Below are 25,297 nucleotides of genomic sequence, written 5' to 3'. Positions count from 1 at the left end.
TTTATTCTGATTTTCAGTGTTTTATGTTTTTTGGTACGCTTTAAGCTATAGTTTGAATGAACTAAAACTTATCAGCTATGAATCCCAAAAAAATATTCATAATTAGCATGAATCAGTTGTCAGCTGATTTTTGGAAAGAACATATTGATTTTAAAAAATCAAAAGTATGGCATTGGAAAACACCAGAAAACGGAATTAATAATATTACTACTTTATGGCCAGATGCAATTATTCTAGATACTTATTGGTCTGAATCAATTCATGATTATTATTTATCAGAAATACTTAAATTGAAGCATAAAATAAAAGTTTTTTGTTTTACTCCATTACCAAAATCTTTATCCAAAACACTATTTATTGATGCTAGATTGTATGTGTCGAGATTAGACCAAGAGTCGCTTGATATGATTAATGAAATAATTAATCCAGATAATAAAATTGAATATAAAAAATCAGCTTAAAATTTATAATTATGAAAAAGCCAAAAATATGTATCGTCGAAGATGATTTGTTCTATGCAAACATTCTTAAAAATGAAATTCTAAAAAACAATCTAGGTAAAGTTGAATCATTTAATTCCGGAGAATCTTTTTTAGAGAATATGAATATAAACACAGATATTGTATTGTTAGATTATAATTTAGGCTCTATGTTTGGAATGGAAATTTTAAAAAAGATTAAATTAATTAATTCTGAAGCAAAAGTTATAATGATATCAGGTCATAACAACGAATCATCTGTTGTGGTTAGATCATTTAAAAATGGTGCTTATGCATACTTAGAAAAAGATAAGTCCACACTTAAAAACTTAAAAACACTAATAGATATTTCTTACTCAAAAGAAAAAGATAATCTGAGATATCTAATTTAAATGAATTGTCTACTTCGTAAAGTATTTAAATAAAATTGAAATACGAAAAAAAGCCTATACAATTAGTATGGGTTTTTCTTTTACAAGAATTCTTTTAATTGAAAAAGTATTAATTCTTCTAATTTGTACTTAAGTGGGGTATTAATCAGTAATATTTGAGATTATATAATTGAAGAATTAACTTTTCTTTATTTATTGCTTGAAAATTATCTTTATTTAATTTTTTAAAAGATTCAAAAGTAGATTAATCCCATTTTGGGAATTGTTGTTTCGTTTTGATTTTTTTTGTTTAAAAAAGTTAATTCTTTCTCACTATATATAGTGGTTGATTGAAATTGGCATGATTTTTAATTAAAGATGTTTGAAACTTTATTAAGCAGACTTATGAAAAATAAACCAAAAGCATTTTTAATAGAAGATAGTGATATCCTAGCAGAGCTAATAAGCTTTGAGTTAAAGAGAAACTTTAATTGTGATGTAATTACTTTTAAAAACGGAGATAATATAATTAGTGATATAAATTACAATATACCTGATGTAATAATTTTAGATTATAATTTTAATGACAATTCATTAAAGTTGAAGAATGGTCTAGAGGTATTAGTGTGTATTAGACGATTGTATGATATACCAGTTATTTTGTTTTCAGGGCAAAAAAATAAAAGCAAGTCTAAAGATCTTCTGGATGCGGGGGCAAATTGTTATATTAGCAAAGATGATGATGAATTTATGGAAGATTTAATGTCATTTATAGAAAACACCTTAAGAATTAAACAAAGTTAAATTGACTTTGTTTAATTCTAGATTATGTTAAGTAAAAGTATAATAAAGGTTTATTTTCCTTAAAAGTTTAAAATGTATTTTTTAATAAGTTTTTTATTTTAGATTATACAATAGAGCTCAATAAAGATAGGCTAATATTCTTCTATTACTTTAACCAATTTAGCTATATGTCCTAAGTTATTAAAATCCTGGTTTAATTGGGGTGTTGCTTAACGCTTTTTCTATTGCCTCCATTACATCTGAAGTTAGTTTTGCTTTAGCATTAATTGCATTAAAGTTTTCTTCTAATTGGTTTAGTTTACTAGCACCCAACATAACTGTAGATACATTAGGGTTTTTTAAACACCAGGCAACTGCCAAAACAGGTAAACTTAATCCTAAATCTTTAGCAATTTTATCTACGTTATCAACACGCTTTAAATTGTCTTTAGTCATTACATTCTCTTTCAGCCATTCCATTCCATCAATACTTAAACGTGTATTTTTTGGTTCGCTTTTACCATTGTATTTACCAGTTAATACTCCCGAAGCTAGTGGCGACCAGATAGTAGTCCCTAAACCAACTGTTTTGTAGATCTGACTAAATTCTAGTTCAACTTTTTCTCTATGAAGCATATTGTATTGTGGTTGCTCCATTGTAGGGCCAATTAAATTATACTGGCGAGCAAACATGTGTGCTTCCATAATTTCTTGAGCGCTCCATTCAGAAGTTCCCCAGTATAAAATTTTACCTTGAGTAATTAAGTTGTGCATCGACCAAACTGTTTCTTCAATAGGAGTATTTTTATCAGGGCGATGGCAAAAATATAAATCTAAATAATCAACCTGTAATCTTTTCATGGCTTGCTCACAAGCTTCAACAATGTGCTTTCTGTGTAATCCTTTTTGAGTTGGTTTGCTGTCTGCACCTCTAGTTCCAAACATTACTTTACTAGAAACTACATAAGAATCTCTATCCCATTTCATCTTGTTTAGGATTTTTCCCATCACAATTTCAGATTCTCCACGAGCATATATTTCAGCATTATCAAAAAAGTTAACACCATTGTCGTAAGCAAATTTCATTAAATCTTCGGCAATGTTGTTTTTAATTTGTTTTCCAAAAGTTAACCAACTTCCAAGTGATAATTCGCTTAATTGTAATCCTGATTTCCCTAGTCTTCTATATTCCATTTGTAAAGTTTTTATCTAATTCAACAATAATTTCGTTTCTTCTATTTATTACCTCATATGGAGGATTGTATCCAAAGTAACTAAATTTATTGGTATGCTTTATGTCGTTTTCTTTAAGAAGTTGAATTAATTCCTTTTTCATATTTTCTATTTTATTGTCATTAGCCCAACCTCCAAAGCGAATAGCTGCGACTATTTTTTCAGGTTCAGTTGTAAATTTCACTTCTTTATTGTCTGGTTTAGGTAATTCTTCAGGTTTCAGATTGCTTGGTATCATAAATTTCATGGTGATAGAGTCATCTAACTCCATTTTTACTGGTGAAGTCATAGCAATTTTCTGACTCGATTCATTACCTCCAAAAATATAGCCTGCTAAAGCTCTAAAACCTTTACCAGATGATTCTTTGTAAGAGTTGGCATTCATTTTTATGTAGCTAAAGTTTGCAGATTTATATTTTCTAATTTCAAACTTGTCGTAACTCTTTATTACATTATATTTAAGGGTTTCTATTTTGCTAGTTGAGTTTGCCATAAAGGCTTGAGTAATAAAAAATAGAATTATTAAAGAAAGTAGTGTTATAGCTGTTATTTTCATCATTTTAAATTGTTAACGATTTTATCACTTAAGGGGTTAGTTGTGCTGTAATAAAAGTCAATAAGTTTTCCGCTTTCGTCAATTAAGTATTTCTGAAAATTCCATTTTACAGTAGATGATGATTTTCCATTTATACTTTTATCGGTAAGCCATTTGTATAAGGGATGTTGATTATCACCTTTCACGTCTACTTTTTCAGTAATTAAAAATTCAACACCATAATTTTTTTGACAAAAGGTTTGAATTTCATTATTTGTTCCAGGTTCTTGACCTCCAAACTGATTACAGGGTACGCCAATAATTATGAGTTTATCTTTATATGTATTGTGTAGTTTTTGCAAATCTTCGTATTGTGGTGTAAAACCACATTTAGAAGCTACGTTAACAAACAATATTTTTTTTCCTTCAAAATCTTGAAGGTTAATTTTGTTCCCTTCGATATCATTAATTTCTAATTTATAAATTGAAGTAGTAGGTTCTTTCGAGTTTTCGTCTTGAGAAAAGCAAGATGCAATAAATAGTGACATAATACTTGTAATTATTAATTTAATATTTTTCATGACTATATTTTTAATGTAGTTATTCCGTTATCCAATGTTATGGTTTGTCCACTTATAGAAAGTGAGTTACATAAGTAATTAACTGTCTCAGCAACTTCTGCTGTATTTAGTATCCTTTTTAAAGGATGATTATTTGTAATTTTTTCTTTTATGCTATCGTTTCTAAGTATTCTGCTTGCAAGCGTTGTATCAACAATAGAAGGAGCAATTGTATTTACCCTAACATTTGGAGCTAATTCAGCCGCTAAAGATTTTGCAAAACCTTCTAGAGCTGATTTTGCGGCACTTATACTTGTGTGGAAAGGCATTCCCATTTTTGCTGCTGCTGTGCTAAACAAAACAATACTTGAATTTTGTTCCTTTTTTAAAGCAGGCAAGTAGTTTTTGATACAAGCAATTGCTCCAAAAAAATTAATTTCCATATCGGTTCTAAAATCATCCATGTTAAGCGAGCTAAATGGTTTTAAATTTATACTTCCCGGACAGTAAATTAAATGAGAAACATTATCAATAGTTGGGAAGTTCGGATTTAATATGTCAAATTCATAACTTAATAGGTTATTGTGAGTAATATCTATTTTAGTTCGACTTAGGTTTATTACTTTATTACCTAAATCAAGCTGTTGCAAGAGAACTGACTTTCCAATTCCTTTACTTCCTCCAATTATTAATATCGTTTTCATCTTTTATTTATTGGTAATGTAAGATTGTAACTCTCTTATTTTTTCTGGTGAGTTAAATTGACCGCCATAAAAAGTGGTAACAGTAGCAGAATTATCATCTTGAACACCTCTTGATGAAACACATAAATGCTTTGCATCGATGATAATAGCAACATCTTCAGTGTTAAGTATGTTTTGTAAATCTTTTCCAATTTGGTTAGTTAATCGTTCCTGTACTTGAGGTCTTTTTGCATAGTATTGTACAATCCTATTCAATTTGGATAAGCCAATTACTTTGCCAGAAGAGATATATGCAACATGAGCTTTACCAATAATTGGCACAAAATGGTGCTCACAATTTGAATAGAAAGTAATGTTTTTCTCTACCAACATTTGGTTGTATTGGTATTTGTTATCAAATAGAGCAATTTTTGGTTTGTTTGCAGGATTTAATCCAGAGAAGATTTCTTCTATGTACATTTTAGCAACTCGCTTAGGAGTACCTTTTAGAGAATCATCTGTTAAATCCAATCCTAAAACATCCATTATTTCAGCAAATAAACCTTCAATTTTTTCCTTTTTCTCTTTGTCTGAAATATCAAATGCACCCTCTTTTAAAGGTGTATCAAGATTGGTAAATAAATGATCATCCCCAATATCTTCAAAAGTGTAACCATTTAATGGGTTATCATTAATAGATTGGGTATTCAACATAGTTTTTTCTAGTTTCATAAAGCTTAATTTTTAGTTCAAGGTTTGTATCAATTTTTTTGCGAAGAATCTCGTAGATAACTCGAGCAACATTTTCAGTAGTTGGATTTAGATTTTTAAATTCTTCTACATCTAAATTCAAATTGTTGTGGTCTAATTTATCTAATACTTCATCTTTAATTATTGTAGATAGTATTTTAGTGTCGATAACATATCCAGTATCTTCATCACAATCTCCAATAACACAAACTTCAAGTTCGTAATTGTGTCCGTGATAATTTGGGTTGTTACACTTTCCAAATACTTCTTTATTTTTTTTATCATCCCATCTAGGGTTGTGTAATCTATGTGAAGCACTAAAATGTTCTAATCTATAAATTGCTGTTTTCATATTTTGTTTAATAAATACTTTTCAAAGTTAGACATTTTTGTTTAACTTTATCGTTAAATTATTAAACATATAAATTATGGCACGTAAAATAACTCAAAGCAAAAGCCAAAAAAGGCTAGAAGAAATCAAAGAAAAGGTTAACTTAATTAAAGTTCGTTTAGACCAAAGAACAGTTATAACTATTTCGAGTATCGATAAATTAGAAAAGTGGAAAAGATTATTTCCTGATGCACAATTAATTTAACTACCAAAATACTTTAGTTATTGTAATAACTTTAATTATTTTGTAGCTATTAAAAATTGAATACGATGAGTAATAAAATAAACACAGATAAAGCACCAAAGCCGATGGGTTTATACCCTCATGCACGTAAGGTGGGTAATTTATTGTTTTTATCAGGAGTTGGTCCTAGAGCTGCTGGCTCTGGTAGCGAAGAAGCAAATATTCCAGGATTGAAATATGATAAAAATGGAAATTATGAAGCTTTCGACTTTGAAGCTCAATGTCGTTCTGTATTCGATAATGTAAAAGTTATTTTAGAAGAGAGTGGAAGTAGTTGGGATAAAATTGTTGATGTAACAACTTTTTTAACTGACATGAAACGCGATTTTAAAACTTATAACCGTGTTTATGCTGAGTACTTTAAAGACAATCAGCCATGTAGAACAACTGTAGAGGTAAATGCTTTGCCATCACCTATTTCTATTGAGTTGAAATGCATTGCAAGCATAGATTAAAACAACTAAATAATTGAATGGAAGAAGCTCTGAAATTCAGGGCTTTTTTTATTAAATTCGCATTCTTTTAAAAATACAAATGAGTCAGTATAAAGTATATAAGGGGTTAGATTTACCCAACGTTGCCAAAGAGGTTTTAGAAAAGTGGGAAGAACACAAAGTGTTTGAAAAAAGTATCTCTACAAGAGATGGAAATAAACCATTTGTTTTTTATGAAGGACCACCTTCTGCAAACGGACTTCCAGGTATTCACCACGTTATGGCAAGAGCGATAAAAGATATCTTTTGTCGTTACAAAACTTTAAAAGGATTTCAGGTAAAACGTAAAGCAGGTTGGGATACTCATGGCTTGCCAGTTGAGTTGAGTGTAGAGAAAAAATTAGGAATTACGAAAGAAGATATTGGTAAAAAGATATCTGTTGATGAATACAACAAAGAGTGTAGAGAAACAGTAATGCAATACACTGATATTTGGAATGACTTAACAGAGAAGATGGGATATTGGGTAGATATGGATGACCCATATATTACCTATGAAAATAAATACATGGAATCAGTTTGGTGGTTGTTAGGACAATTGCACCAAAAGAATTTATTATACAAAGGTTACACCATTCAGCCTTATTCTCCAGCAGCAGGAACAGGATTAAGTTCTCATGAATTAAATCAACCAGGTTGTTATAGAGATGTAAAAGATACCACTGCTGTTGCTCAGTTTAAAATAAAAGACACAACTAAATTAGGTGTTGATGAAGCTTACTTTTTAGCCTGGACAACAACTCCTTGGACTTTACCTTCTAACACCGCTTTAGCTGTTGGACCTAAGATTGAATATGTTTTAGTGAAATCTTATAATCAATATACTTTTGAAGCAATTAATGTCTTATTGGCTAAAAATTTAGTTTCTAAGCAGTTTGTAGGTAAGTATGAGAAAGTTGAATCAGAAAGTGATTTGGTTTATGCTGAAGGAGACAAAAAGATTCCATTTTTTATTGCAAAAGAATTTATTGGAACTGATTTAGTTGGTATACAATACGAACAATTATTGCCTTATGCCTTGCCTTACGAAAACGCAGAAAATGCGTTTAAAGTAATTCCAGGTGATTTTGTTACAACTGAAGATGGTACAGGTATTGTTCACATCGCGCCAACTTTTGGGCAAGACGATGCTCAGGTTGCTAAAGATGCCGGAGTACCTGCAATGTTAGTTTTAGATGATAATGGTAATCCAGTTCCCTTAGTAGATTTACAAGGGAAATTTAGACCAGAAATGGGAGAGTTTGCCGGAATGTATGTGAAGAATGAATATTACAATGAAGGAGAAGCTCCAGAAAAATCTGCTGATGTACAAATTTGTATCAAATTAAAAGAAGAAAATAAAGCATTTAATGTTTCTAAATACGAGCACAGTTACCCACATTGTTGGAGAACAGATAAGCCAGTATTATATTATCCATTAGACTCTTGGTTTGTAAAATCTACAGCGTTAAAACAACGTATGATAGAATTGAATAAAACCATTAACTGGAAACCAGAAAGTACTGGTACAGGTCGTTTTGGTAACTGGCTAGAAAATCTAAATGACTGGAATTTATCTCGCTCACGTTATTGGGGTATTCCTATTCCAATTTGGCGAACAGAAGAAGGTGATGAAGAAATTTGTATTTCTTCAGTAGAGCAGTTAAAAGGAGAAATCGAAAAATCTGTTTCTGCAGGTTTTATGCAAACAAGTCCGTTAGCCGATTTTGTTGTGGGCGATATGAGTGCAGCAAACTATGATAAATTTGATTTACATAAAAATTATGTAGACGAGATTACTTTAGTTTCTTCAACTGGTAAACCAATGAAACGTGAGGCTGATTTAATTGACGTTTGGTTCGATTCAGGTTCTATGCCTTATGCTCAACAACATTATCCTTTCGAGAACAAAGAAGAAATAGATAATAATAAATTTTTTCCAGCAGATTTTATAGCTGAAGGAGTTGACCAAACTAGAGGTTGGTTCTTTACTCTACATGCAATTGGAACAATGGTTTTTGATTCTGTGGCCTATAAAAATGTAGTGTCTAACGGATTAGTGTTAGATAAAAATGGACAAAAAATGAGTAAGCGTTTAGGTAACGCTGCCGATCCATTTGAAACCTTAGGTAAGTATGGAGCTGATGCTACACGTTGGTATATGATTACTAATGCACAGCCTTGGGACAACTTAAAATTTGATTTAGACGGAATTACTGAAGTTCAACGTAAGTTTTTTGGAACACTTTACAATACGTATGGTTTCTTTGCTTTATATGCCAATTTAGATGGGTTTACCTATTCAGAAGATGAAATTGCAATAAAAGATAGACCAGAAATTGACCGTTGGGTAATGTCTAAGTTGAATTCATTAATAAAAACAGTTGATGCATTTTATGCAGAATACGAACCTACAAAAGCTGGTAGAGCAATTCAAGATTTTGTAAATGATGAGTTGAGTAATTGGTACGTACGTTTATGTAGAAGACGTTTTTGGAAGGGAGATTATTCTCAAGATAAAATAGCTGCTTACCAAACATTGTATAAATGTTTAGAAGTGGTAGCTCAATTATCAGCTTCTATTGCACCATTCTATATGGATCAATTATATACTGATTTAGTTTCGGTAAGTGGAAAAGGAAATGCTACTTCGGTACATTTATCTGATTTTCCTGTAGCAGATGAAACAGCTATTGATAAGGATTTGGAAGAAAGAATGGCAATTGCTCAACAAGTTTCGTCAATGGTATTGAGTTTACGTAAAAAAGAAAGTTTAAAAGTTCGTCAACCATTACAAAAAATAATGGTGCCTATTTTAGATGAAAAATTTAAACGTCAATTACATGATGTAGAAGATTTAATTCTATCAGAAACAAACGTAAAGGAGTTAGAATATTTAGAAGATACAGCTGGAGTCTTAGTTAAAAGTATTAAACCAAACTTTAAATCACTAGGGCCAAAGTATGGTAAAATAATGAAACAGATAGCTGCAGCAGTTGTTCAATTTAATCAAGACGACATTACTGCTTTTGAGAAAAATAACGGAACAACTTTAACAATTGACGGGCAAGAAGTAGTGTTGGACGGTAATGATGCTGAAATTTCTACACAAGATATTCCAGGATGGTTAGTAATAACAGAAAAAGGTACAACAGTAGCTTTAGATATTACGCTTTCACCTGAATTAAGAGAAGAAGGGATAGCTCGAGAATTTGTAAATAGAATACAGAACTTGCGTAAAGACAGTGGTTTAGAGGTGACAGATAAAATACATTTGAAAATTTTATCACATCAAGAAATAAATAACGCGGTGAATAATAATAAAGATTATATTTGTTCGGAAACTTTAGCAGGGCAACTTGATTTAGTTGAAGAATTGAAACAAAATGAAGGATCATTAGTAGAAATAGAAGAAAATGTTTCCACTATGATTTCAATAGAAAAAATGAATTAAAAAATTATTAGTTATGCCAGATAAAAACAGATATTCAGACGAAGAATTAGCAGAATTTAAAGAGCTAATTGAAAAGAAAATTAGTGATGCTAGACTTGACTTAGATGGATTAAAAGATTCATTGTCACATAAAGATGATAATGGTACAGATGATACTATTCATTCTTTTAATATGATGGAAGACGGAGCAGGAACTTTATCTAGAGAAGAGGTTGCTCAATTAGCTCAGCGTCAAGAAAAATTTATTAGAAATTTAGAGAATGCTTTAAATAGAATTCAAAACAAAACTTACGGTATTTGTAGAGAGACAGGTAAGTTAATTAAAAAAGAAAGATTAAGAGCTGTACCTCACGCAACATTGAGTATTGAAGCAAAGCAAGCTCAAGGTTAATTTATAAAAATGATTTTGTAAATCGCTTCATTGTATTTTACTTTGAAGCGATTTTTTATTTAGGAATGAAGAAATTTTTAAACATACTTAGCAAGCCGTTAACGATAATTTTTTTGGTTTTGGTTATTGATCAAGCCGTTAAAATTTGGATTAAAACAACTATGTATTTGGGTCAAGAATTTCCAGTATTAGGAAATTGGTTTTATATCCATTTTACTGAAAATCCAGGGATGGCATTTGGAATGGAGTTTGGAGGAGAATGGGGTAAGTTAGCTTTAAGCTTATTTAGAATAGTAGCTGTTTCGGGTATTGCTTACGTTCTATTTACATTACCTAAAACTACTCCAAAAGGCTTAAAGATATGTGGCTCACTAATTTTAGCTGGAGCCATTGGTAATATTATTGATAGTGCTTTTTATGGCGTAATTTTTAACGATAGCTTTAATCAATTAGCAACCTTTTTTCCAGAAGGAGGAGGCTATGAAACTTTCTTACACGGAAGAGTTGTAGATATGTTTTGGTTTCCTTTATTTGAAGGTACTTTTCCTGAATGGTTTCCACTTTGGGCAGGAGAGGATTATCTATTCTTTAGACCAGTTTTTAATATTGCAGATGCTGCAATCTCGGTAGGTATTGGTTTAATTTTTATTTTCCAAAAACGTTTTTTCAAAACACCCGCTGTTGAGGTCAATGAAGAAGCATCCCAGTCAGAATAATAATAGTTGTAACATCCTTTTTTTGTTTTCGTACGTATATTATTATAAAATAATGTAACTATGAATAAAAACTACACTCTTTTACTTATAGCAATTCTAACTTCTTCTATTTTAATAGGTCAAACTAATCTTTTATTAAATCCTAGATTAAATGTTCCAAATGCAGAGAAAGAGACTCGTATTAATTATAAAACAACATCTTGTATTGATGATATTTTATATCCACAATCCAAATTGACAGGTCTTCCTGAAATAGATACTATGGATGTAGCTACATATATTAGTGGTACTTCTCAAGCATTTTATTTTTCAGGAGATGGTCTAATTCATGGTATTAATGCATATATGTTGTTAGATGTTGACGGAGTGCCTGGAAATTCCTCTCCGGTTAGCGTTTTAATTTCCGTTTATGATATTGATAACGCAAATTATCCTACAACTTTAATTGCAGAAGATACAGTTATGTTAATGGATGTTGGTTTTGCTAACCAAGATTTAAATTTTACAGCACCAGTAGCAGTAACAGATTCTTTTGCGGTAGCAGTTCAATTAAATACTTTAGATCCATCTAACCCTTATTATGTTACAAATACTAGTGCTGCTAATGATGGGCAAGGTGAAGCTTTGAGTTGTGTTTATTATGCTGGAAGCTGGTATAATGGATTTATAGATTTTGGAGGATGGAATATGGATATTTTAATTGCTCCAATTTTTGAAGAAAATTATAGTGCAAACTACTTCTTAGATACAAATGTTGTTTGTTTAGGAAATGAAGTTCTATTTACAAATTCTTCTTCAAGCTCTGAAAATATTATGTTTACTACTGCTCCCACTTCGTTAGTCTTGGATTATGGTGATTTAAATTCTTCATCAATTGATACTAATATTTCTTATTTGTACACTTCTGTTGGTGATTTTACTTCATCTTTTACTCTCACACATAATGGGTATAATGGTTCTTGTGTTGATGATTCATCAATTACGATTTCAGTTTTAGATACAGCTATTTCAAATTATAATTATGCCTCACTAGGAGGAGGAGCTTATCAATTTACAGATATGTCGAGTAATGCAAATACTTATTATTGGGATTTTGGAGATGGAGATACATCAACAATCCAATCCCCAACTCATACTTATTTAACAGCAAATAATTATAATGTTTGTTTAACTGTTACAGATTCAAATGGATGTAATGTGAATACATCTTGTCAAACAGTTTCATTTGTTACTGCTGTTGAATCAAAAGTAAATCAAGAAGAAGTGAAAATTTATCCAATTCCGGCTAATAAGTATTTTAATATTTTAATACCTTCTAACTATAAAAATGGTTCAATAGTAATTACAGATGTAGTAGGAAAAACAGTTAAAAGTATTGAGATAAATAATCAAGAAAATATAAAAATCTTAACTCAAGAAATTAATTCAGGCGTTTACTTTTTATCTATAGAAAATGAAGGACAAAAAGTTTATAGTAAACGAATTCTTGTCGATAAATAATAGGATTAAATTAACTTAATTAAAGCCCTAAGTATTTATTTACTTGGGGCTTTTTATTTTAGCATATTAGTATATTTGCACCCCTAATTAAATCAGATGGAAAAAAAAGTAAGAGTAAGGTTTGCGCCTAGTCCAACAGGACCCCTTCATATTGGAGGAGTAAGAACAGCATTGTATAATTATTTGTTTGCTAAAAAGCACGGAGGAGATTTTTTATTAAGAATTGAAGATACCGACCAAACTCGTTACGTAAAAGGAGCTGAAGATTATATTTTAGAAGCATTAAAATGGTGTGGAATAACACCAAATGAAGGAGTTGGTGTTGGAGGAGAATATGGCCCTTATCACCAATCAGAAAGAAATAAAGATGGAGTTTATAAAAAATATGTTGATCAGTTATTAGCAGCTGGAAATGCATATTACGCTTTTGATACTGCTGAAGAATTAGACCAAATGCGTGAGAGACTAAAAACTGCAGGAGGTTCATCTCAACAATACGATGCAACTAGTCGAATGACAATGAAAAATTCGTTGACTTTAACAAAAGAAGATGTAGATGCAAAAATAGCTGCAGGAGAACCATTTGTAGTTCGTGTGAAAATTCCAAAGGGAGAAGAAGTTAAATTTAAAGATGTGATTAGAGGATGGGTTTCTGTTGATACTACCCACTTAGATGATAAGGTTTTATACAAATCGGACGGAATGCCAACTTACCACATGGCAAATGTAGTTGATGATTATTTGATGAAAATTACTCATGTAATTAGAGGTGAAGAATGGCTGCCATCAGCACCATTACATGTGTTATTATACAAGTTGTTAGGGTGGGAAGATGTGATGCCTCAATTTGCTCATTTACCATTAATCTTAAAACCTAATGGTAATGGAAAGTTAAGTAAACGAGATGGTGATGCTGGTGGATTTCCAGTTTTCCCAATAGAATGGAATTCTCCAGAAGGAGAAATTTCATCAGGATATAGAGAGTCAGGTTATTTTCCAGAGGCACACATAAATATGTTGGCTTTTTTAGGATGGAATCCTGGAACTGAGCAAGAAATATTTTCTATTGAAGAATTACTGCAAGCTTTCTCATTGGAGAAAGTGGGGAAATCAGGAGCTAAATTTGATCCGGATAAAACTAAATGGTTTAACGAACAGTATTTAAGAGCAAAATCAAATGAAGAGTTATCAGCTATTTTAACACCTATTTTAGGTAAACATGGTTATTCTAATTTATCTTCTGAATTTGTTTCTAAAGTTTGTGGGTTAATGAAAGAAAGAGCAGTATTTACTACAGATATTTTAGAAAACGGAAAATACTTTTTTGAAGCTCCACAAGAATATGATGCTCAAACAGTAAAGAAAAAATGGAAAGAAAATTCTCCAGAAATTGTTGCTGATTTAATTACAGTTTTTTCAAATACAGAATTTAAAGCAGAACCTTTAGAGCATGCTTTTAAACAATATGTAGAAGAAAAAGAACTTGGTTTTGGAATTGCAATGATAGCAATTCGTTTATCAATTACTGGCGTTGGAGGAGGACCTTCATTGTTCGATATTATGGAAGTAATTGGTAAAGAAGAATCTATAAATAGATTAAAAGCAGGTATTGAAAATATTAAGAAAGAAATAACAGCCTAATGGAAAATCATAAAGAAGAAAAAAGATCGCTTAATTTTATTGAGCAAATTATTGAAGAAGATTTAAGGGAAGGGTTTTCATCTGATAAATTAAAATTTAGATTTCCTCCAGAGCCCAATGGTTATTTACATATTGGCCATGCTAAAGCATTTTGTTTAAACTTTGGCTTAGGAGCTAAATATAACGCACCTGTAAATCTTAGGTTTGATGATACTAACCCATCTAAAGAAGAACAAGAATTTGTTGATGCAATTAAATATGATTTAGATTGGATGGGATTGAAATGGGATGAAGAATGTTATTCTTCTGATTATTTTCAACAATTATACGATTGGGCTCTATCTATGATTAAGAATGGAAAAGCTTATGTCGATTCTCAGTCTTCAGAAGCCATGGCAACTCAAAAAGGAACACCTACTGTACCTGGAACAGATAGTCCATATAGAGATAGAAGTGTTGAAGAAAATTTAGACTTGTTTAACCGAATGAAACAAGGTGAGTTTAAAGAAGGAGAACATATATTAAGAGCTAAAATTGACATGAAGCATACAAACATGTTGATGAGAGATCCAATTATGTATAGAGTTATGCATAAATCTCACCACAGAACAGGTAATGATTGGTGTATCTACCCAATGTATGATTGGACTCATGGTGAGTCAGATTATTTAGAGCAAATTTCACACTCATTATGTTCGTTAGAGTTTAAAGCACACAGAGAATTGTATGATTGGTTTTTAGATCAGGTTCATGATGAAACAAAGGTTAGACCAAAGCAAAGAGAGTTTTCAAGATTAAATTTAAACTATACTGTAATGAGTAAGCGAAAACTTATGCAGTTGGTAGAAGATAAAATTGTTAATGGTTGGGATGACCCAAGAATGCCTACAATTTCTGGATTAAGAAGAAGAGGATATACACCAGCATCAATTCATAAATTTATTGACGTTGCTGGAGTTTCAAAACGTGAGCAAATGATAGATGTTGCTTTGTTGGAATCTTGCGTTCGAGCAGATTTAAATAAAACAACAAATAGGATTATGGCTGTGTTAAATCCACTAAAATTGGTTTTAACTAATTATCCTGAAGGGAAAACAGAAATTGTAATGGCTGAAAATAACCCTGAAGATGAAAATGCTGGTCACCGTGAAATGATATTTTCTAGAGAGATTTATATAGAGAGAGATGACTTTTTAGAGCAATGCCCGAATAAGATTTTTAAATTGGGAATTGGAAAAGAAGTTCGATTAAAACACGGTTACATTATTAATGGTGTTGAGGCGATTAAAGATGCAGATGGCAATGTAATTGAGGTACTTTGTACTTATGATGAGAAAAGTAAGAGTGGAAGTGGAACAGAAGAAAGTAATCGAAAAGTAAAAGGTACTGTTCATTGGGTTTCTGCTTCACATAATGTTAAAGCACAAGTAAATGCTTACGACAGATTGTTTACAGTTGAATCACCAGATGGTGAAAAAGAGGTTGATTTTAAATCACATATCAATCCAGACTCATTAACAATAATTAAGGATTGTATAATAGAACTTGCTTTAAAGGATGCTAAACCACAGGAACGTTATCAATTTCAACGTATAGGTTACTTTTGTGTCGACAATGATTCAACATCTGAAAATTTAATATTTAACAGAACCGCTACGTTAAAAGACGGTTGGGCTAAAAAACCAAACTAATGGGTAAGATTTATGTTGAAGGCGCAAAAATTTATGCCTATCATGGGTGCTTTAAAGAAGAAACGTTAATTGGCACTAATTTTATTGTAGATATAGAATTAGATGTAGATTTATCTGCTGCAGCTAAATCAGATAGTTTAGCAGATACTGTGAATTATCAAACAGTTTTTCAGTTGGTAAACCAAGAAATGCAAACACCTTCTAAATTATTAGAACATGTAGCTGATAGATGTATAACTGCTCTTTTTGATGAGTTTGAAACGATTAATGAGATCAATTTTAAAGTCTCAAAACTAAATCCTCCTTTGGGTGGTCATATCGATGCCGTTAGTGTACGACTAATAAGAGAACGTTAACCCTACTTTTTCTTAAATCCAGATTTTAAAAAGTTGCTAAACTCTTGTTGTGTTTTTTTTGATGTAATGAGTTGTTTCATCACTTTCCAAAAAGTTAAATTTTCTTCTTCTATTTCTTGTTTTTTAACTTCAGGTAATGGAGCAGGTTCTTTAGGTGTGCTTGCTAATAGTTCTTTGTTGCGTTCAAAATTTTGTTGAGCTTTTCTCATGTTGCCTTGATTTTCTTGTAACAAACCAAGATTGTTATAAGAAATATCATCTTGTGGGTCAAGCTCAATAGCTTTTTCATAATCAGCCATAGCACCATCAATATCGATATAAGCACGAATGTAAGCTCTACTTGAATAGCGATAAGGATTGCTAGGTTCTAGTTCAACAGCTTTGTTTAAATCCTCAACAGCAGCTTTATAATTTTTAAGATGGTAATAGCTTACAGCTCGTTCACTATATATTGTAGCCTCATCACTTAATCGCTCAATTATAGCTGTAAAATCATTAATTGAAGCTTGGTAATTTTCAATTTTCCGGTTGCAGATTCCTCTAAAGAATAAGGCATCAGCATGATTAGGTTCTTCAATTAAAAAAGCATTAAATAATTCAATTGCTTCACTAAAATTGTTGGTGTTAAATAATTTTTTTGCTTCTTCGAGTTTACTCATAATGTTGGTAAAATAGTTGAGCTAAATTACGAACTAAGCATTAGAATTTTTAATTTAGGAAGTCTTAAATAAATAGGAATGACTCCAGCAGAAGCACAAAAAAAAATAGCTCAATTAAGTACCGAAATAAATCAGCACAACTATAATTACTATATGGCTGATAAGCCAACTATTAGTGATTATGATTTTGACATGATATTGGAAGAATTGCAAAAGCTGGAAGAACAATTTCCTGAATTTGCTAAAGAAAATTCGCCAACAAAACGCGTGGGAGGAACCATTACCAAAAACTTTGAAACAGTTAAACATAATTACCCAATGCTTTCGTTGGGCAATAGTTATAGCAGGGAAGAAATAGCCGATTTTGAAACTCGAATTAAAAAATTGGTTGAGGGAGAAATTGAATACGTATGTGAGTTAAAATACGATGGTGTTGCAATAGGTATTACTTACAAAAATGGAAAACTCTTTCAAGCATTAACAAGAGGTGATGGAGTTCAAGGTGATGACGTAACAGAAAATGTAAAAACCATTCGTTCTATACCTTTAGAATTGATAGGAGACGATTACCCAGAAGAATTTGAAATTAGGGGAGAAATATTTTTTCCTAAAACAGTTTTTGAAGAGTTAAATAACGACCGAGAAGAGATTGGGGAGCAATTGTATGCCAATGCAAGAAATACAGCTTCTGGTACTTTAAAAATGCAAGATTCTGCAATAGTAGCTCAACGTAAATTAAGCAGTTATTTATATTTTGTATTAGGAGAAAATTTACCTTTTAAAACGCATTTCGAATCGATAGAAACAGCTGGGAAGTGGGGGTTTAATGTTCCAAAATCGACAAAAAAATACATTAAGAAATGCTCAAACATTGATGAAATATTTGAGTTTATAAACTATTGGGACAAAGAACGAAATAACTTAAACTTTGACATTGATGGAATTGTAATAAAAGTTAATTCATACCAAAAGCAAGAAGAACTGGGATTTACAGCTAAATCGCCCAAATGGGCTATAGCTTATAAGTTTAAAGCCGAACGTGTTTCAACTAAATTGCTAGAAATAACTTACCAAGTAGGTAGAACTGGAGCAATAACACCAGTAGCTAATTTACAGCCTGTACAATTAGCCGGAACAACAGTAAAACGAGCTTCTCTGCACAATGCCGATCAAATAGAAAAATTAGATATACGAGTAAACGATACTGTTTTTGTAGAAAAAGGAGGGGAGATTATTCCTAAAATAGTTGGGGTAGAAGCAACCCAACGCGATATATTTTCTGAGCCAACTGTTTACATTACGCATTGTCCAGAATGTAATACTGAATTGATAAGAACAGAAGGCGATGCCAAGCATTTTTGCCCTAATGAGTGGGGGTGTCCACCACAAATAAAAGGTAAAATGCAGCATTTTATTAGCCGTAAGGCTATGAATATTGATGGTTTAGGAGAAGAAACAATTGATTTGTTGTATGAGCAAGGTTTAGCAAAAAACATAAGTGATTTATATGAATTAACATATGAGCACTTAATTGCTTTAGATACCTTTCAAGAAAAGAAATCAAAGAATATTATTGATGGATTAATTGCATCGAAACAAATACCATTTGAGCGAGTTTTGTATGCCATAGGAATAAGATATGTTGGAGAAACAGTTGCAAAGAAATTAGCCAAACATTTTAAAAGTATTGATGCCATTAAAAATGCAGTACTTGAAGAATTGATTGCGGCTGATGAAATAGGTGATAAAATTGCAGAAAGTATAATGCTATACTTTAGTGTGGAGCAAAATCAGCAACTAATTGAAAAACTGAAAACAGTAGGTTTAAAATTTGAGTTGAGCGAAGAACAGTTGGCTAATACAACTGATAAACTAGCCGGCTTAACCTTTGTAGTTTCTGGGGTGTTTAGCTTGTTTAGTAGAGACGAATTAAAACACTTAATTGAACAAAACGGTGGAAAAGTCTCGGGTTCTATCTCTAAAAAAACAAGTTACATAGTTGCTGGAGAAAACATGGGACCAAGTAAACTCCAAAAGGCAACCGATTTAGGGGTTGAAATTATTGATGAGGTAAAGTTTAAAGAAATGATTGGGTAGATTTTCTGTTAAACATGATTTCTATTTCAGAAAACAGTTATTTAATTTTTATAACATTTATTAAGCCTTCATTTGCATGATACATTCGACAAACAACGTCGATCCTCGAGCATTCTTTAATTTTTTTAAATGAAGCAGTGACTTTTGTTCCATTATTATAAATGTCAACATTTTCAATATTACATATATGATAATCTTTGTCATTATATCTAAGATAAGAACCAGTACAATCTTTAATTACTGTCATACTCTTATTATTAATTTTGCTGCATGAAATAAATATACATAATGAAATTGTTATAAAAATTAAAATCCTTTTTTTCATGGATATCTTTAATTAAGTAATAAATCTAAAAAAAATAACGACTACTCAGTAGTCTTAATTTATTATCATTAAGACTTCTTTACATATTGTGTTAAAATCACTATTTGCTGTCCTTCAACTCTTCCTTCAATGTGTTCTGCATTATCATGTACTAATGAAATGTTTCTAACTGCAGTACCACGTTTTGCAGTAAACCCACCACCTTTTACATTTAAATCTTTTATTAAAACAACAGTGTCGCCAGAGTTCAAAGTTGCTCCATTGCTATCTTTATGCACCACTGCATCACTACCATCATTTCCTTCGCCTGTTTCTCTTGCCCAGGCCAACACATCATCTTCAAGGTACATCATTTCTAACAAATCTACTGGCCAACCTTCACCTTTAAGTCTGTTAAGCATACGCCAAGAAAGTACTTTAACTGCTGGTACTTCGCTCCACATACTATCGTTTAAACAACGCCAGTGGTTAGCATCCATATTATCAGGATTTTCTATTTGGTCTTTGCAAGTAGCACAAATGTTTACGCTTTCATCAGCATTTTTACTTTGTATTATTGCAACATTGTAAACAGTTAAATTATCATTTGAAGCACACAATTCACATTGGTTTCCGCTACGTTCTAGTACTTCTTGTATTAAACTCATGGTGTTTTTTATTTTTTGAAATTCAAACTTAGTACTTTAAAATGAGTTATTATTTAATTTGAATATAGATGCATTTTAAATAAGCCCCTTCTTTAAAACCTATAGGATGATCAATATCGTGCAAGGTTTTTTCTAACACTTTATAGTTTGCATTTTCAGTTTGCAAGGTTGTTTCTACCAATTCAAAAAACTCATCAGCTGAAACTCTTGAGCTACAAGATGCTAAAACTAAAGTACCTCCTTTTTTTACAAGTTTTAATCCTAAAAGAGCTAGTTTTCGATAGCTCTTTATCGCCCCATCTACTTCTAATTTGCTTTTTGCAAACGAAGGTGGGTCAATCACCACAATATCAAATTTTTTATCTTGGTAGGCCAATTCCTCTAATTTGTCAAAGGCATCACCAACTATGGTTAGGTGTTTTCCTGAGTGAGGGTTAAGTTGAGCGTTTTCTTTGGCTATATTTAATGCAGGAGCACTTATATCTAAACTAGTTACTTCTTTTGCTCCTCCAGCTAGAGCATGTACAGAAAATCCTCCAGCATAAGAAAATACATCTAATACGGTTTTATTTTTTGATAATTCTCCAACTTTTTTTCTATTATTTCTGTGGTCTAAAAAATAACCCGTTTTATGCCCATGAATTACATTGGCAGAAAATTTTACGCCATGCTCTGTAAAAATTATCACTTCATTTTCTAATTCTCCGTGAACTACTTGACCATCTTTTAAACTGTATTCATTCCCTTCTTTTTGCACATTTCTACTCATTCGCAAAACCAAGGTTTTAGTATTAGAAATTTCTAGTAGTGTAGGAAAAATATCGTTTAAATAAGGAAACCAAATTTGCGAATAGAGTTTCACTACTAATACATTATCGTAAACATCAGCAATTAAAGAAGGTAATCCGTCATTTTCGCCATATAGTAAACGATAACTATTGGTCTCGGTATCTAATAAGGGTAATCTTTTGTTGTAAGCAGCTTCAATTCTTCCTTTTAGCCATTCCTTGTTAAAAGTAAATGGTTGGTTGGCTTGTAATATTTTTATTCTAATAGGGGAGTTAGGGTCGTACAAACCAGCAGCTAAAAATTTATTTTTTCGGTTGTCAAATACAATTGCTAAATCTCCAGCTTTACCTTCATTGTTTTGTTTTGTAATACTTTCGTCAAAAACCCAAGGGTGCCCTTTTTTAACTAAAACCTCTGCGTTTGGTTTTAGTTTTATGGCAATTTTATGAGTTTCGATTTGAGGTAAATTAATCATTTGGGTTAGCTAGTCTTTTCGTGTAACAAACTTACAAAATGAATCAGTATAAATTTAAGCTTTAAGGGTGTCTAATTACTCTCCTAGTTTTTGACTGATAAACATCATAAGAATAATTACTATCGATAATAAGATGAAAAATATCCGACCTACAACGACAGCAAATGTTGCAGCTCCTTTTTCTATATAGTTTTCAGGGTTTAGTTTTCCAGCTTCCAATGATTTTATACCTTCAAAATAACCAATAATTATAAAGATAAGACCTAAACCTAATAACCAAATTGTAAGGATGCCAAGAATAGACATTCCAAAAGCATTTCTCCCTTTCTTATTTGCATATTCACTATTGGGTTTGTCCTGTTCTTGTTGGTTAAGAATATTTTTTTCTTTAACTATTTTAGATAATTCTGAAATTGTATACTTTCTATTTTTAGTTTCTAAAACTTGAGAATCAATTTTATTCTCTTTTAAAAATAGAGTTCTGTTATCATTTTCATCAATTAATAGTATATTTTGATAATCATTATTTACATTACCTGCTATTAAAATAGGTTGAAAAACTTCAGGAGTTTTTTTCTCAACCACGACTTTTGGGGGCTTGAATTTTCCTAGATATTTTCTTTTGCTAAAAGATAAATTAGTGTTATTGCAGCCAATTAATACTAAACAAAGTAAAACATTTAAAAGTAAAACGACATTGTTTTTCATAGCCTATCTTTTGAGTAAAGCTAGGTTATTAAAAACATAAAAATATGATAATAATCTTGTTTTTAAGATTATTCAATAATCAGTTTTTGGAAAATATTATGGGTTTCATTAAAAACTCTAACGAAATAAATTCCTGATACAAAAGTTGTAACTTCAATCTGGTTATTTTGAGTGTTTAATTTTTGATTCAATATAATTTTGCCTGTTACATCGCTAATTGTAAGGTTAAAAATTTCTTTTTGTGGCGTAGTTATATTTAATATCTCTTTTGCAGGATTTGGGTAAATCTCAATTCCAGAATTAGTAATATTTTCTTCAATGCTAGTTGGATTATCACACATACCTACTGTAAAAGTGGTGTCGTCAGAACATAAATTAATATCAAAGTCACTATTAGTAGAATTTATATCTATAGTTCCTGAAATATTCATGGAATATCCATGCATATCAGCATAAACCACGTAAGCGCCTTCAGGTAGATTATCAAAATAAAAATATCCAGCAGTATCTGTTGTTGTTGCTCCCATAATTGCACCTCCTGGAGATTGCTCTACAGTAATGTCTATATCTCCAATTGGGTCTCCTGGGGCTTTGTTAAAAACTCCACCACCACTTTCAACTAATTGTCCATTTATAGAACCAGAACCGCTTAGTGTAGGAATTTCAATAAGGCTAATATATACAGATTGAGAGTCGTTGCTGCAGTTTGAAGTGATATCCCATTCCATAGCTAAATTCCATTGAATTGTTCCTAACCCACCATCAGAATAAGTGGGGGCAGAATTATAAAGATTAGTATCTCCGTAAGCTTTTATAATGTATAAACCTGCTTCAACATTAGGAAAATTAAAAGTACCACCAGTAGTTATTGTATATGAGTCAATTAAAGTTAAATCAGCAGGTGTAGAACCATCTTTACGAATTAACTCTACACTACCTGAGTTAATTGGGCTTCCTTGGTAATTAATTTCTCCAGCTATAGTACCATTAGGGAGTGGTTCTGAAATTGAAGCATTATCAGTTGATGCACATCCATTTGCATCAGTAGTTGTTAAAGAGTAACTTCCAGGTGTTAAACTGTTTGCATTAGCTGTAGTTTGAAGTAGAGGGTCATCCCATTGATAAATATAAGGTGGTGTTCCTCCTGTAGGTGTTGAGTTAATAGATCCATCATTTGCACCGAAGCAAGAAACATTATTTGGAGTTAAAGAAACAACTATAGGTGAAGGTTCAGAAATAGTTGCGTTGCCATTGTATATGCAGCCATTCATATCAGTTACAGTGTAACTATATGTTCCCGCACATAGATTTATAACATTTTGAGTTGTCATTCCGCCTGGTGTCCAATTGTAAACATAAGGAAGGTTACCACCTGATGGACTTAAGTTAACACTTCCGTCACAAAGTCCACCACAATATACATCAGTTATTTCATGAGAAGCTAAAACTTCATAAATATTTACAGCATTATTAATACTATCACTACCAAAAGTGTTACTAACAACTAAAGTTACAAAGTACGAACCTGCTGCAGTATATACATGACTTGGATTTTGAAGATTACTAGTTGTGCCATCTCCAAAGTCCCATGCCCATGTGGTTGGACTATTAGTAGAGTTATCAGTAAAAGATAATAAGTCTCCTATACAACCATCAGCCCATGTGAAATTAGCTATTGGAGCTTGAGCAAATATTATTGTAGTTAAAGAAAGTAATAAAGTTAAGAGAGTAATTTTTTTCATAAATTAAGCTATTTTGAATTTAATAAGTAAATATAGCTTTTTTTTTAAGAATTAATCTTCTAAAGCCTTAAATTTTAAAGAGATAGAATTTACACAATGACGAGTATTTTTTGAAGTAAAGTGTTCGCCTTCAAAAACATGCCCTAAATGCCCTTTGCATTTTGTGCAAACAATTTCTACTCTTCTTCCATCTGCATCTGGAACACGAGTTACACTTCCTTCAATTTCATCATCAAAACTTGGCCAGCCACAGTGCGATTCAAATTTATCTTTAGAGTTGTATAGTGGTGCATCACATTGTTTGCATAAATAAACTCCTTTCGCCTTATAGTTAGTATATTCTCCTGTAAAAGGGCGTTCAGTACCTTTATTTATAATAACGTATTGTTCCAACTCGTTGAGTTTATTTTTTTTAACTGCGTCTTGTCCCATAATTGTGCTTGTTATTAATAATTCAAAAATAAGGATAGCTAAGATTTTTATAAGGTGTTTCATGTTATATAATTTATAATCATTCTAATTGACGTTCAAAATTGATAAAACTTACATAATCTTTAAATTAAAAATTAAATTTGTGTTTTTAAAACTAAAACAAACTATAAATGAAGAAATATTTAATTATTGCAAGTTCTGTATTGCTTTTTGCATGTGGATCAAAAGAAGAAGCAAAAACAGAAGAAATTATTGAAACAGTAGAAGTGAATATTACTAAGCATGGCGCTGATATTACTGAAGAAGGAGCAATTACTGCTGCTGAATTTTTAGCAAAATTTGATGGTAACCCAATGGAAGTAAAATTAGCTGCTAACATTATGGAAGTCTGTGCTAAAAAAGGTTGTTGGATGATGGTTAACCTTGGTGATGATAAAGAAATGAGAGTAACGTTTAAAGATTACGAATTTTTTGTACCTAAAGATGCTGGTGAAAAACTAGCAATTATTGAAGGTGTTGCAACAATGGATACAACTTCTGTAGAAGAATTGAAACATTACTTGACTGACGCAGAAGCTTCGCAAGAAGAAATTGATGCAGTTACAGAACCAGAATACAATTATGCTTTTGAAGCAACAGGAGTTATAATTAAAGAAGAAAAAATTACTACAAGTAATGAAACTCACTAATTTCATAATCCCGATTTTTATCGGGATTTTTTCTTTCCTTTTTGTTGCTTGCGAAAGTGAGGTAAAACAAAAAGAAGTTATTATAGACGCTAGTCAAGTTGAAGTTTCTGAAACAAATCCAAATGGCGATAGTGAGTTAGCTTTGCTAATGCGAAAAATGTTTGAAGAAGGTGAAGACATTAAAAAATTAATAACCAATAACGAAGGCAATATTACGGAAGAATATATTGCTGAATTGGAAAGAATACATACTGCAACTCCTACAGATGCTGATGTTAAAACACCTGAATTTGAAGCTTACACTAAGTTGATGATTGATGAGGCTAACTTATTGTTTAGCAATGATAGTAATCGAGTACAAGGGTTTAATAATTTAGTAAATCGTTGTATTAATTGTCACCAAAGTTTTTGTCCAGGACCAATTAAGAGAATTAAGAAGTTAACTATAAATTGACGTCATTACGGGCTTGCCCATAGTCTAAA

The 25,297-nt window shown here is 31.4% G+C and carries 27 protein-coding genes; 15 read left to right on the top strand and 12 right to left on the bottom strand.

What is annotated here, in order from left to right:
* Nucleotides 1-77: 77 nt before the first annotated feature.
* The 3 genes from FRY74_RS02650 (at nucleotide 78) to FRY74_RS02640 (ending at nucleotide 1,654) form a co-directional block, all read left to right on the top strand.
* Complete coding sequence (locus tag FRY74_RS02650; protein WP_147098334.1) at nucleotides 78-461, top strand: hypothetical protein; 384 nt, start codon at nucleotides 78-80, stop codon at nucleotides 459-461.
* An 11-nt stretch (nucleotides 462-472) separates the two neighbouring features.
* Nucleotides 473-871 carry a response regulator gene (locus FRY74_RS02645; RefSeq protein WP_147098332.1) on the top strand — a complete coding sequence of 133 codons (399 nt, stop codon included), beginning with the start codon at nucleotides 473-475 and terminating at the stop codon, nucleotides 869-871.
* A gap of 357 nt (nucleotides 872-1,228) precedes the next feature.
* The gene (locus FRY74_RS02640) at nucleotides 1,229-1,654 is read left to right on the top strand and encodes a response regulator (RefSeq protein ID WP_147098330.1); all 426 of its coding nucleotides are present in this window, start codon (nucleotides 1,229-1,231) and stop codon (nucleotides 1,652-1,654) included.
* A 180-nt stretch (nucleotides 1,655-1,834) separates the two neighbouring features.
* On the opposite strand, the gene FRY74_RS02635 is transcribed toward FRY74_RS02640, so the two are convergent.
* Genes FRY74_RS02635 through FRY74_RS02610 form a run of 6 tightly spaced genes read right to left on the bottom strand, consistent with a single transcriptional unit; the run spans nucleotide 1,835 to nucleotide 5,746 of the window.
* Nucleotides 1,835-2,827 (bottom strand): potassium channel beta subunit family protein, encoded by a 993-nt coding sequence (locus tag FRY74_RS02635; RefSeq protein WP_147098328.1) that lies wholly within the window; start codon nucleotides 2,825-2,827, stop codon nucleotides 1,835-1,837.
* A complete protein-coding gene (locus tag FRY74_RS02630; protein WP_223265802.1) occupies nucleotides 2,817-3,425 on the bottom strand; it encodes an SOUL family heme-binding protein in 609 nt (202 codons plus the stop codon). Before FRY74_RS02630 ends, FRY74_RS02635 begins: the two co-directional genes overlap by 11 nt.
* Nucleotides 3,422-3,982, bottom strand: coding sequence for a glutathione peroxidase (locus FRY74_RS02625; RefSeq protein ID WP_147098324.1), 561 nt, complete (start codon nucleotides 3,980-3,982; stop codon nucleotides 3,422-3,424). Before FRY74_RS02625 ends, FRY74_RS02630 begins: the two co-directional genes overlap by 4 nt.
* A gap of 2 nt (nucleotides 3,983-3,984) precedes the next feature.
* Complete coding sequence (locus FRY74_RS02620; protein WP_147098323.1) at nucleotides 3,985-4,665, bottom strand: SDR family NAD(P)-dependent oxidoreductase; 681 nt, start codon at nucleotides 4,663-4,665, stop codon at nucleotides 3,985-3,987.
* A gap of 3 nt (nucleotides 4,666-4,668) precedes the next feature.
* On the bottom strand, nucleotides 4,669-5,376 hold the full coding sequence (gene folE, locus FRY74_RS02615) for a GTP cyclohydrolase I FolE (RefSeq protein ID WP_147098321.1): 708 nt from the start codon (nucleotides 5,374-5,376) through the stop codon (nucleotides 4,669-4,671).
* Nucleotides 5,336-5,746 (bottom strand): 6-pyruvoyl trahydropterin synthase family protein, encoded by a 411-nt coding sequence (locus tag FRY74_RS02610; RefSeq protein WP_147098320.1) that lies wholly within the window; start codon nucleotides 5,744-5,746, stop codon nucleotides 5,336-5,338. Before FRY74_RS02610 ends, folE begins: the two co-directional genes overlap by 41 nt.
* A gap of 76 nt (nucleotides 5,747-5,822) precedes the next feature.
* Between FRY74_RS02610 and FRY74_RS12840 the strand changes: the two genes are divergently transcribed.
* The 9 genes from FRY74_RS12840 (at nucleotide 5,823) to folB (ending at nucleotide 16,251) form a co-directional block, all read left to right on the top strand.
* On the top strand, nucleotides 5,823-5,990 hold the full coding sequence (locus tag FRY74_RS12840) for a hypothetical protein (protein ID WP_170227925.1): 168 nt from the start codon (nucleotides 5,823-5,825) through the stop codon (nucleotides 5,988-5,990).
* 65 nt (nucleotides 5,991-6,055) lie between these two features.
* On the top strand, nucleotides 6,056-6,484 hold the full coding sequence (locus tag FRY74_RS02605; RefSeq protein ID WP_189765243.1) for a RidA family protein: 429 nt from the start codon (nucleotides 6,056-6,058) through the stop codon (nucleotides 6,482-6,484).
* Nucleotides 6,485-6,563: 79 nt separating this feature from the next.
* Nucleotides 6,564-9,956, top strand: a complete 3,393-nt coding sequence (gene ileS / locus FRY74_RS02600; RefSeq protein ID WP_147098317.1) for an isoleucine--tRNA ligase — start codon at nucleotides 6,564-6,566, stop codon at nucleotides 9,954-9,956.
* A gap of 13 nt (nucleotides 9,957-9,969) precedes the next feature.
* On the top strand, nucleotides 9,970-10,347 hold the full coding sequence (locus FRY74_RS02595) for a TraR/DksA family transcriptional regulator (RefSeq protein WP_147098315.1): 378 nt from the start codon (nucleotides 9,970-9,972) through the stop codon (nucleotides 10,345-10,347).
* A 65-nt stretch (nucleotides 10,348-10,412) separates the two neighbouring features.
* The gene (locus FRY74_RS02590; RefSeq protein ID WP_147098314.1) at nucleotides 10,413-11,063 is read left to right on the top strand and encodes a lipoprotein signal peptidase; all 651 of its coding nucleotides are present in this window, start codon (nucleotides 10,413-10,415) and stop codon (nucleotides 11,061-11,063) included.
* Nucleotides 11,064-11,123: 60 nt separating this feature from the next.
* The gene (locus FRY74_RS02585) at nucleotides 11,124-12,563 is read left to right on the top strand and encodes a PKD domain-containing protein (RefSeq protein WP_147098313.1); all 1,440 of its coding nucleotides are present in this window, start codon (nucleotides 11,124-11,126) and stop codon (nucleotides 12,561-12,563) included.
* A gap of 96 nt (nucleotides 12,564-12,659) precedes the next feature.
* Nucleotides 12,660-14,204, top strand: coding sequence for a glutamate--tRNA ligase (gltX, locus tag FRY74_RS02580; RefSeq protein ID WP_147098311.1), 1,545 nt, complete (start codon nucleotides 12,660-12,662; stop codon nucleotides 14,202-14,204).
* A complete protein-coding gene (locus tag FRY74_RS02575) occupies nucleotides 14,204-15,895 on the top strand; it encodes a glutamine--tRNA ligase/YqeY domain fusion protein (protein ID WP_147098310.1) in 1,692 nt (563 codons plus the stop codon). Before gltX ends, FRY74_RS02575 begins: the two co-directional genes overlap by 1 nt.
* Nucleotides 15,895-16,251: a dihydroneopterin aldolase gene (gene folB, locus FRY74_RS02570; protein ID WP_147098308.1), complete on the top strand. Its 357-nt coding sequence runs from the start codon at nucleotides 15,895-15,897 to the stop codon at nucleotides 16,249-16,251. Before FRY74_RS02575 ends, folB begins: the two co-directional genes overlap by 1 nt.
* Nucleotides 16,252-16,253: 2 nt before the next feature.
* Here the strand turns inward: folB and FRY74_RS02565 are convergent, their stop codons facing one another.
* Nucleotides 16,254-16,910 (bottom strand): tetratricopeptide repeat protein, encoded by a 657-nt coding sequence (locus tag FRY74_RS02565; protein WP_147098307.1) that lies wholly within the window; start codon nucleotides 16,908-16,910, stop codon nucleotides 16,254-16,256.
* A 78-nt stretch (nucleotides 16,911-16,988) separates the two neighbouring features.
* Here FRY74_RS02565 and ligA point away from each other — a divergent pair, with 78 nt between their 5' ends.
* Nucleotides 16,989-19,007 (top strand): NAD-dependent DNA ligase LigA, encoded by a 2,019-nt coding sequence (gene ligA, locus FRY74_RS02560; protein ID WP_147098306.1) that lies wholly within the window; start codon nucleotides 16,989-16,991, stop codon nucleotides 19,005-19,007.
* 393 nt (nucleotides 19,008-19,400) lie between these two features.
* Here ligA and FRY74_RS02555 read toward each other — a convergent pair whose 3' ends face one another.
* The 5 genes from FRY74_RS02555 to FRY74_RS02535 all read right to left on the bottom strand — a co-directional run bounded on the left by FRY74_RS02555 (nucleotide 19,401) and on the right by FRY74_RS02535 (nucleotide 24,188).
* The gene (locus FRY74_RS02555; RefSeq protein WP_147098304.1) at nucleotides 19,401-19,979 is read right to left on the bottom strand and encodes a PhnA domain-containing protein; all 579 of its coding nucleotides are present in this window, start codon (nucleotides 19,977-19,979) and stop codon (nucleotides 19,401-19,403) included.
* Nucleotides 19,980-20,028: 49 nt separating this feature from the next.
* Entirely contained in the window at nucleotides 20,029-21,243 is a 1,215-nt protein-coding gene (locus tag FRY74_RS02550; RefSeq protein WP_147098303.1) for a class I SAM-dependent rRNA methyltransferase, read from the bottom strand.
* A gap of 75 nt (nucleotides 21,244-21,318) precedes the next feature.
* Nucleotides 21,319-21,951 carry a hypothetical protein gene (locus FRY74_RS02545; RefSeq protein ID WP_147098302.1) on the bottom strand — a complete coding sequence of 211 codons (633 nt, stop codon included), beginning with the start codon at nucleotides 21,949-21,951 and terminating at the stop codon, nucleotides 21,319-21,321.
* A 68-nt stretch (nucleotides 21,952-22,019) separates the two neighbouring features.
* Nucleotides 22,020-23,693: a PKD domain-containing protein gene (locus FRY74_RS02540; protein ID WP_147098301.1), complete on the bottom strand. Its 1,674-nt coding sequence runs from the start codon at nucleotides 23,691-23,693 to the stop codon at nucleotides 22,020-22,022.
* Nucleotides 23,694-23,744: 51 nt separating this feature from the next.
* Entirely contained in the window at nucleotides 23,745-24,188 is a 444-nt protein-coding gene (locus FRY74_RS02535; RefSeq protein ID WP_170227924.1) for a methionine-R-sulfoxide reductase, read from the bottom strand.
* Nucleotides 24,189-24,295: 107 nt separating this feature from the next.
* On the opposite strand from FRY74_RS02535, the gene FRY74_RS02530 reads away from it, so the two are divergent.
* Both FRY74_RS02530 and FRY74_RS02525 read left to right on the top strand, forming a co-directional pair.
* Nucleotides 24,296-24,814: a DUF4920 domain-containing protein gene (locus tag FRY74_RS02530; RefSeq protein ID WP_147098299.1), complete on the top strand. Its 519-nt coding sequence runs from the start codon at nucleotides 24,296-24,298 to the stop codon at nucleotides 24,812-24,814.
* Nucleotides 24,801-25,268, top strand: a complete 468-nt coding sequence (locus FRY74_RS02525) for a hypothetical protein (protein ID WP_147098297.1) — start codon at nucleotides 24,801-24,803, stop codon at nucleotides 25,266-25,268. The genes FRY74_RS02530 and FRY74_RS02525 overlap by 14 nt, the downstream gene beginning before the upstream one ends.
* The last annotated feature ends 29 nt before the right edge of the window (nucleotides 25,269-25,297 follow it).

It is taken from the genome of Vicingus serpentipes (genome assembly GCF_007993035.1).
Classification (GTDB): domain Bacteria; phylum Bacteroidota; class Bacteroidia; order Flavobacteriales_E; family Vicingaceae; genus Vicingus; species Vicingus serpentipes.
Note: the sequence above shows the minus strand (reverse complement) of the source record. Positions and strands in the feature narration are given on the sequence as shown.

Coding starts and splice junctions, on each gene's coding strand:
- FRY74_RS02625 (WP_147098324.1), bottom strand. CDS start 3,982: ATGAAAAATATTAAATTAATAATTACAAGTATTATGTCACTATTTATT.
- ileS (WP_147098317.1), top strand. CDS start 6,564: ATGAGTCAGTATAAAGTATATAAGGGGTTAGATTTACCCAACGTTGCC.
- FRY74_RS02550 (WP_147098303.1), bottom strand. CDS start 21,243: ATGATTAATTTACCTCAAATCGAAACTCATAAAATTGCCATAAAACTA.
- FRY74_RS02630 (WP_223265802.1), bottom strand. CDS start 3,425: ATGATGAAAATAACAGCTATAACACTACTTTCTTTAATAATTCTATTT.
- FRY74_RS02575 (WP_147098310.1), top strand. CDS start 14,204: ATGGAAAATCATAAAGAAGAAAAAAGATCGCTTAATTTTATTGAGCAA.
- FRY74_RS02620 (WP_147098323.1), bottom strand. CDS start 4,665: ATGAAAACGATATTAATAATTGGAGGAAGTAAAGGAATTGGAAAGTCA.
- folE (WP_147098321.1), bottom strand. CDS start 5,376: ATGAAACTAGAAAAAACTATGTTGAATACCCAATCTATTAATGATAAC.
- FRY74_RS02565 (WP_147098307.1), bottom strand. CDS start 16,910: ATGAGTAAACTCGAAGAAGCAAAAAAATTATTTAACACCAACAATTTT.
- FRY74_RS02595 (WP_147098315.1), top strand. CDS start 9,970: ATGCCAGATAAAAACAGATATTCAGACGAAGAATTAGCAGAATTTAAA.
- FRY74_RS02530 (WP_147098299.1), top strand. CDS start 24,296: ATGAAGAAATATTTAATTATTGCAAGTTCTGTATTGCTTTTTGCATGT.
- FRY74_RS02525 (WP_147098297.1), top strand. CDS start 24,801: ATGAAACTCACTAATTTCATAATCCCGATTTTTATCGGGATTTTTTCT.
- gltX (WP_147098311.1), top strand. CDS start 12,660: ATGGAAAAAAAAGTAAGAGTAAGGTTTGCGCCTAGTCCAACAGGACCC.
- FRY74_RS02545 (WP_147098302.1), bottom strand. CDS start 21,951: ATGAAAAACAATGTCGTTTTACTTTTAAATGTTTTACTTTGTTTAGTA.
- FRY74_RS02540 (WP_147098301.1), bottom strand. CDS start 23,693: ATGAAAAAAATTACTCTCTTAACTTTATTACTTTCTTTAACTACAATA.
- FRY74_RS02590 (WP_147098314.1), top strand. CDS start 10,413: ATGAAGAAATTTTTAAACATACTTAGCAAGCCGTTAACGATAATTTTT.
- FRY74_RS02650 (WP_147098334.1), top strand. CDS start 78: ATGAATCCCAAAAAAATATTCATAATTAGCATGAATCAGTTGTCAGCT.
- FRY74_RS02610 (WP_147098320.1), bottom strand. CDS start 5,746: ATGAAAACAGCAATTTATAGATTAGAACATTTTAGTGCTTCACATAGA.
- FRY74_RS02535 (WP_170227924.1), bottom strand. CDS start 24,188: ATGAAACACCTTATAAAAATCTTAGCTATCCTTATTTTTGAATTATTA.
- ligA (WP_147098306.1), top strand. CDS start 16,989: ATGACTCCAGCAGAAGCACAAAAAAAAATAGCTCAATTAAGTACCGAA.
- FRY74_RS02645 (WP_147098332.1), top strand. CDS start 473: ATGAAAAAGCCAAAAATATGTATCGTCGAAGATGATTTGTTCTATGCA.
- FRY74_RS12840 (WP_170227925.1), top strand. CDS start 5,823: ATGGCACGTAAAATAACTCAAAGCAAAAGCCAAAAAAGGCTAGAAGAA.
- folB (WP_147098308.1), top strand. CDS start 15,895: ATGGGTAAGATTTATGTTGAAGGCGCAAAAATTTATGCCTATCATGGG.
- FRY74_RS02640 (WP_147098330.1), top strand. CDS start 1,229: ATGTTTGAAACTTTATTAAGCAGACTTATGAAAAATAAACCAAAAGCA.
- FRY74_RS02555 (WP_147098304.1), bottom strand. CDS start 19,979: ATGAGTTTAATACAAGAAGTACTAGAACGTAGCGGAAACCAATGTGAA.
- FRY74_RS02635 (WP_147098328.1), bottom strand. CDS start 2,827: ATGGAATATAGAAGACTAGGGAAATCAGGATTACAATTAAGCGAATTA.
- FRY74_RS02605 (WP_189765243.1), top strand. CDS start 6,056: ATGAGTAATAAAATAAACACAGATAAAGCACCAAAGCCGATGGGTTTA.
- FRY74_RS02585 (WP_147098313.1), top strand. CDS start 11,124: ATGAATAAAAACTACACTCTTTTACTTATAGCAATTCTAACTTCTTCT.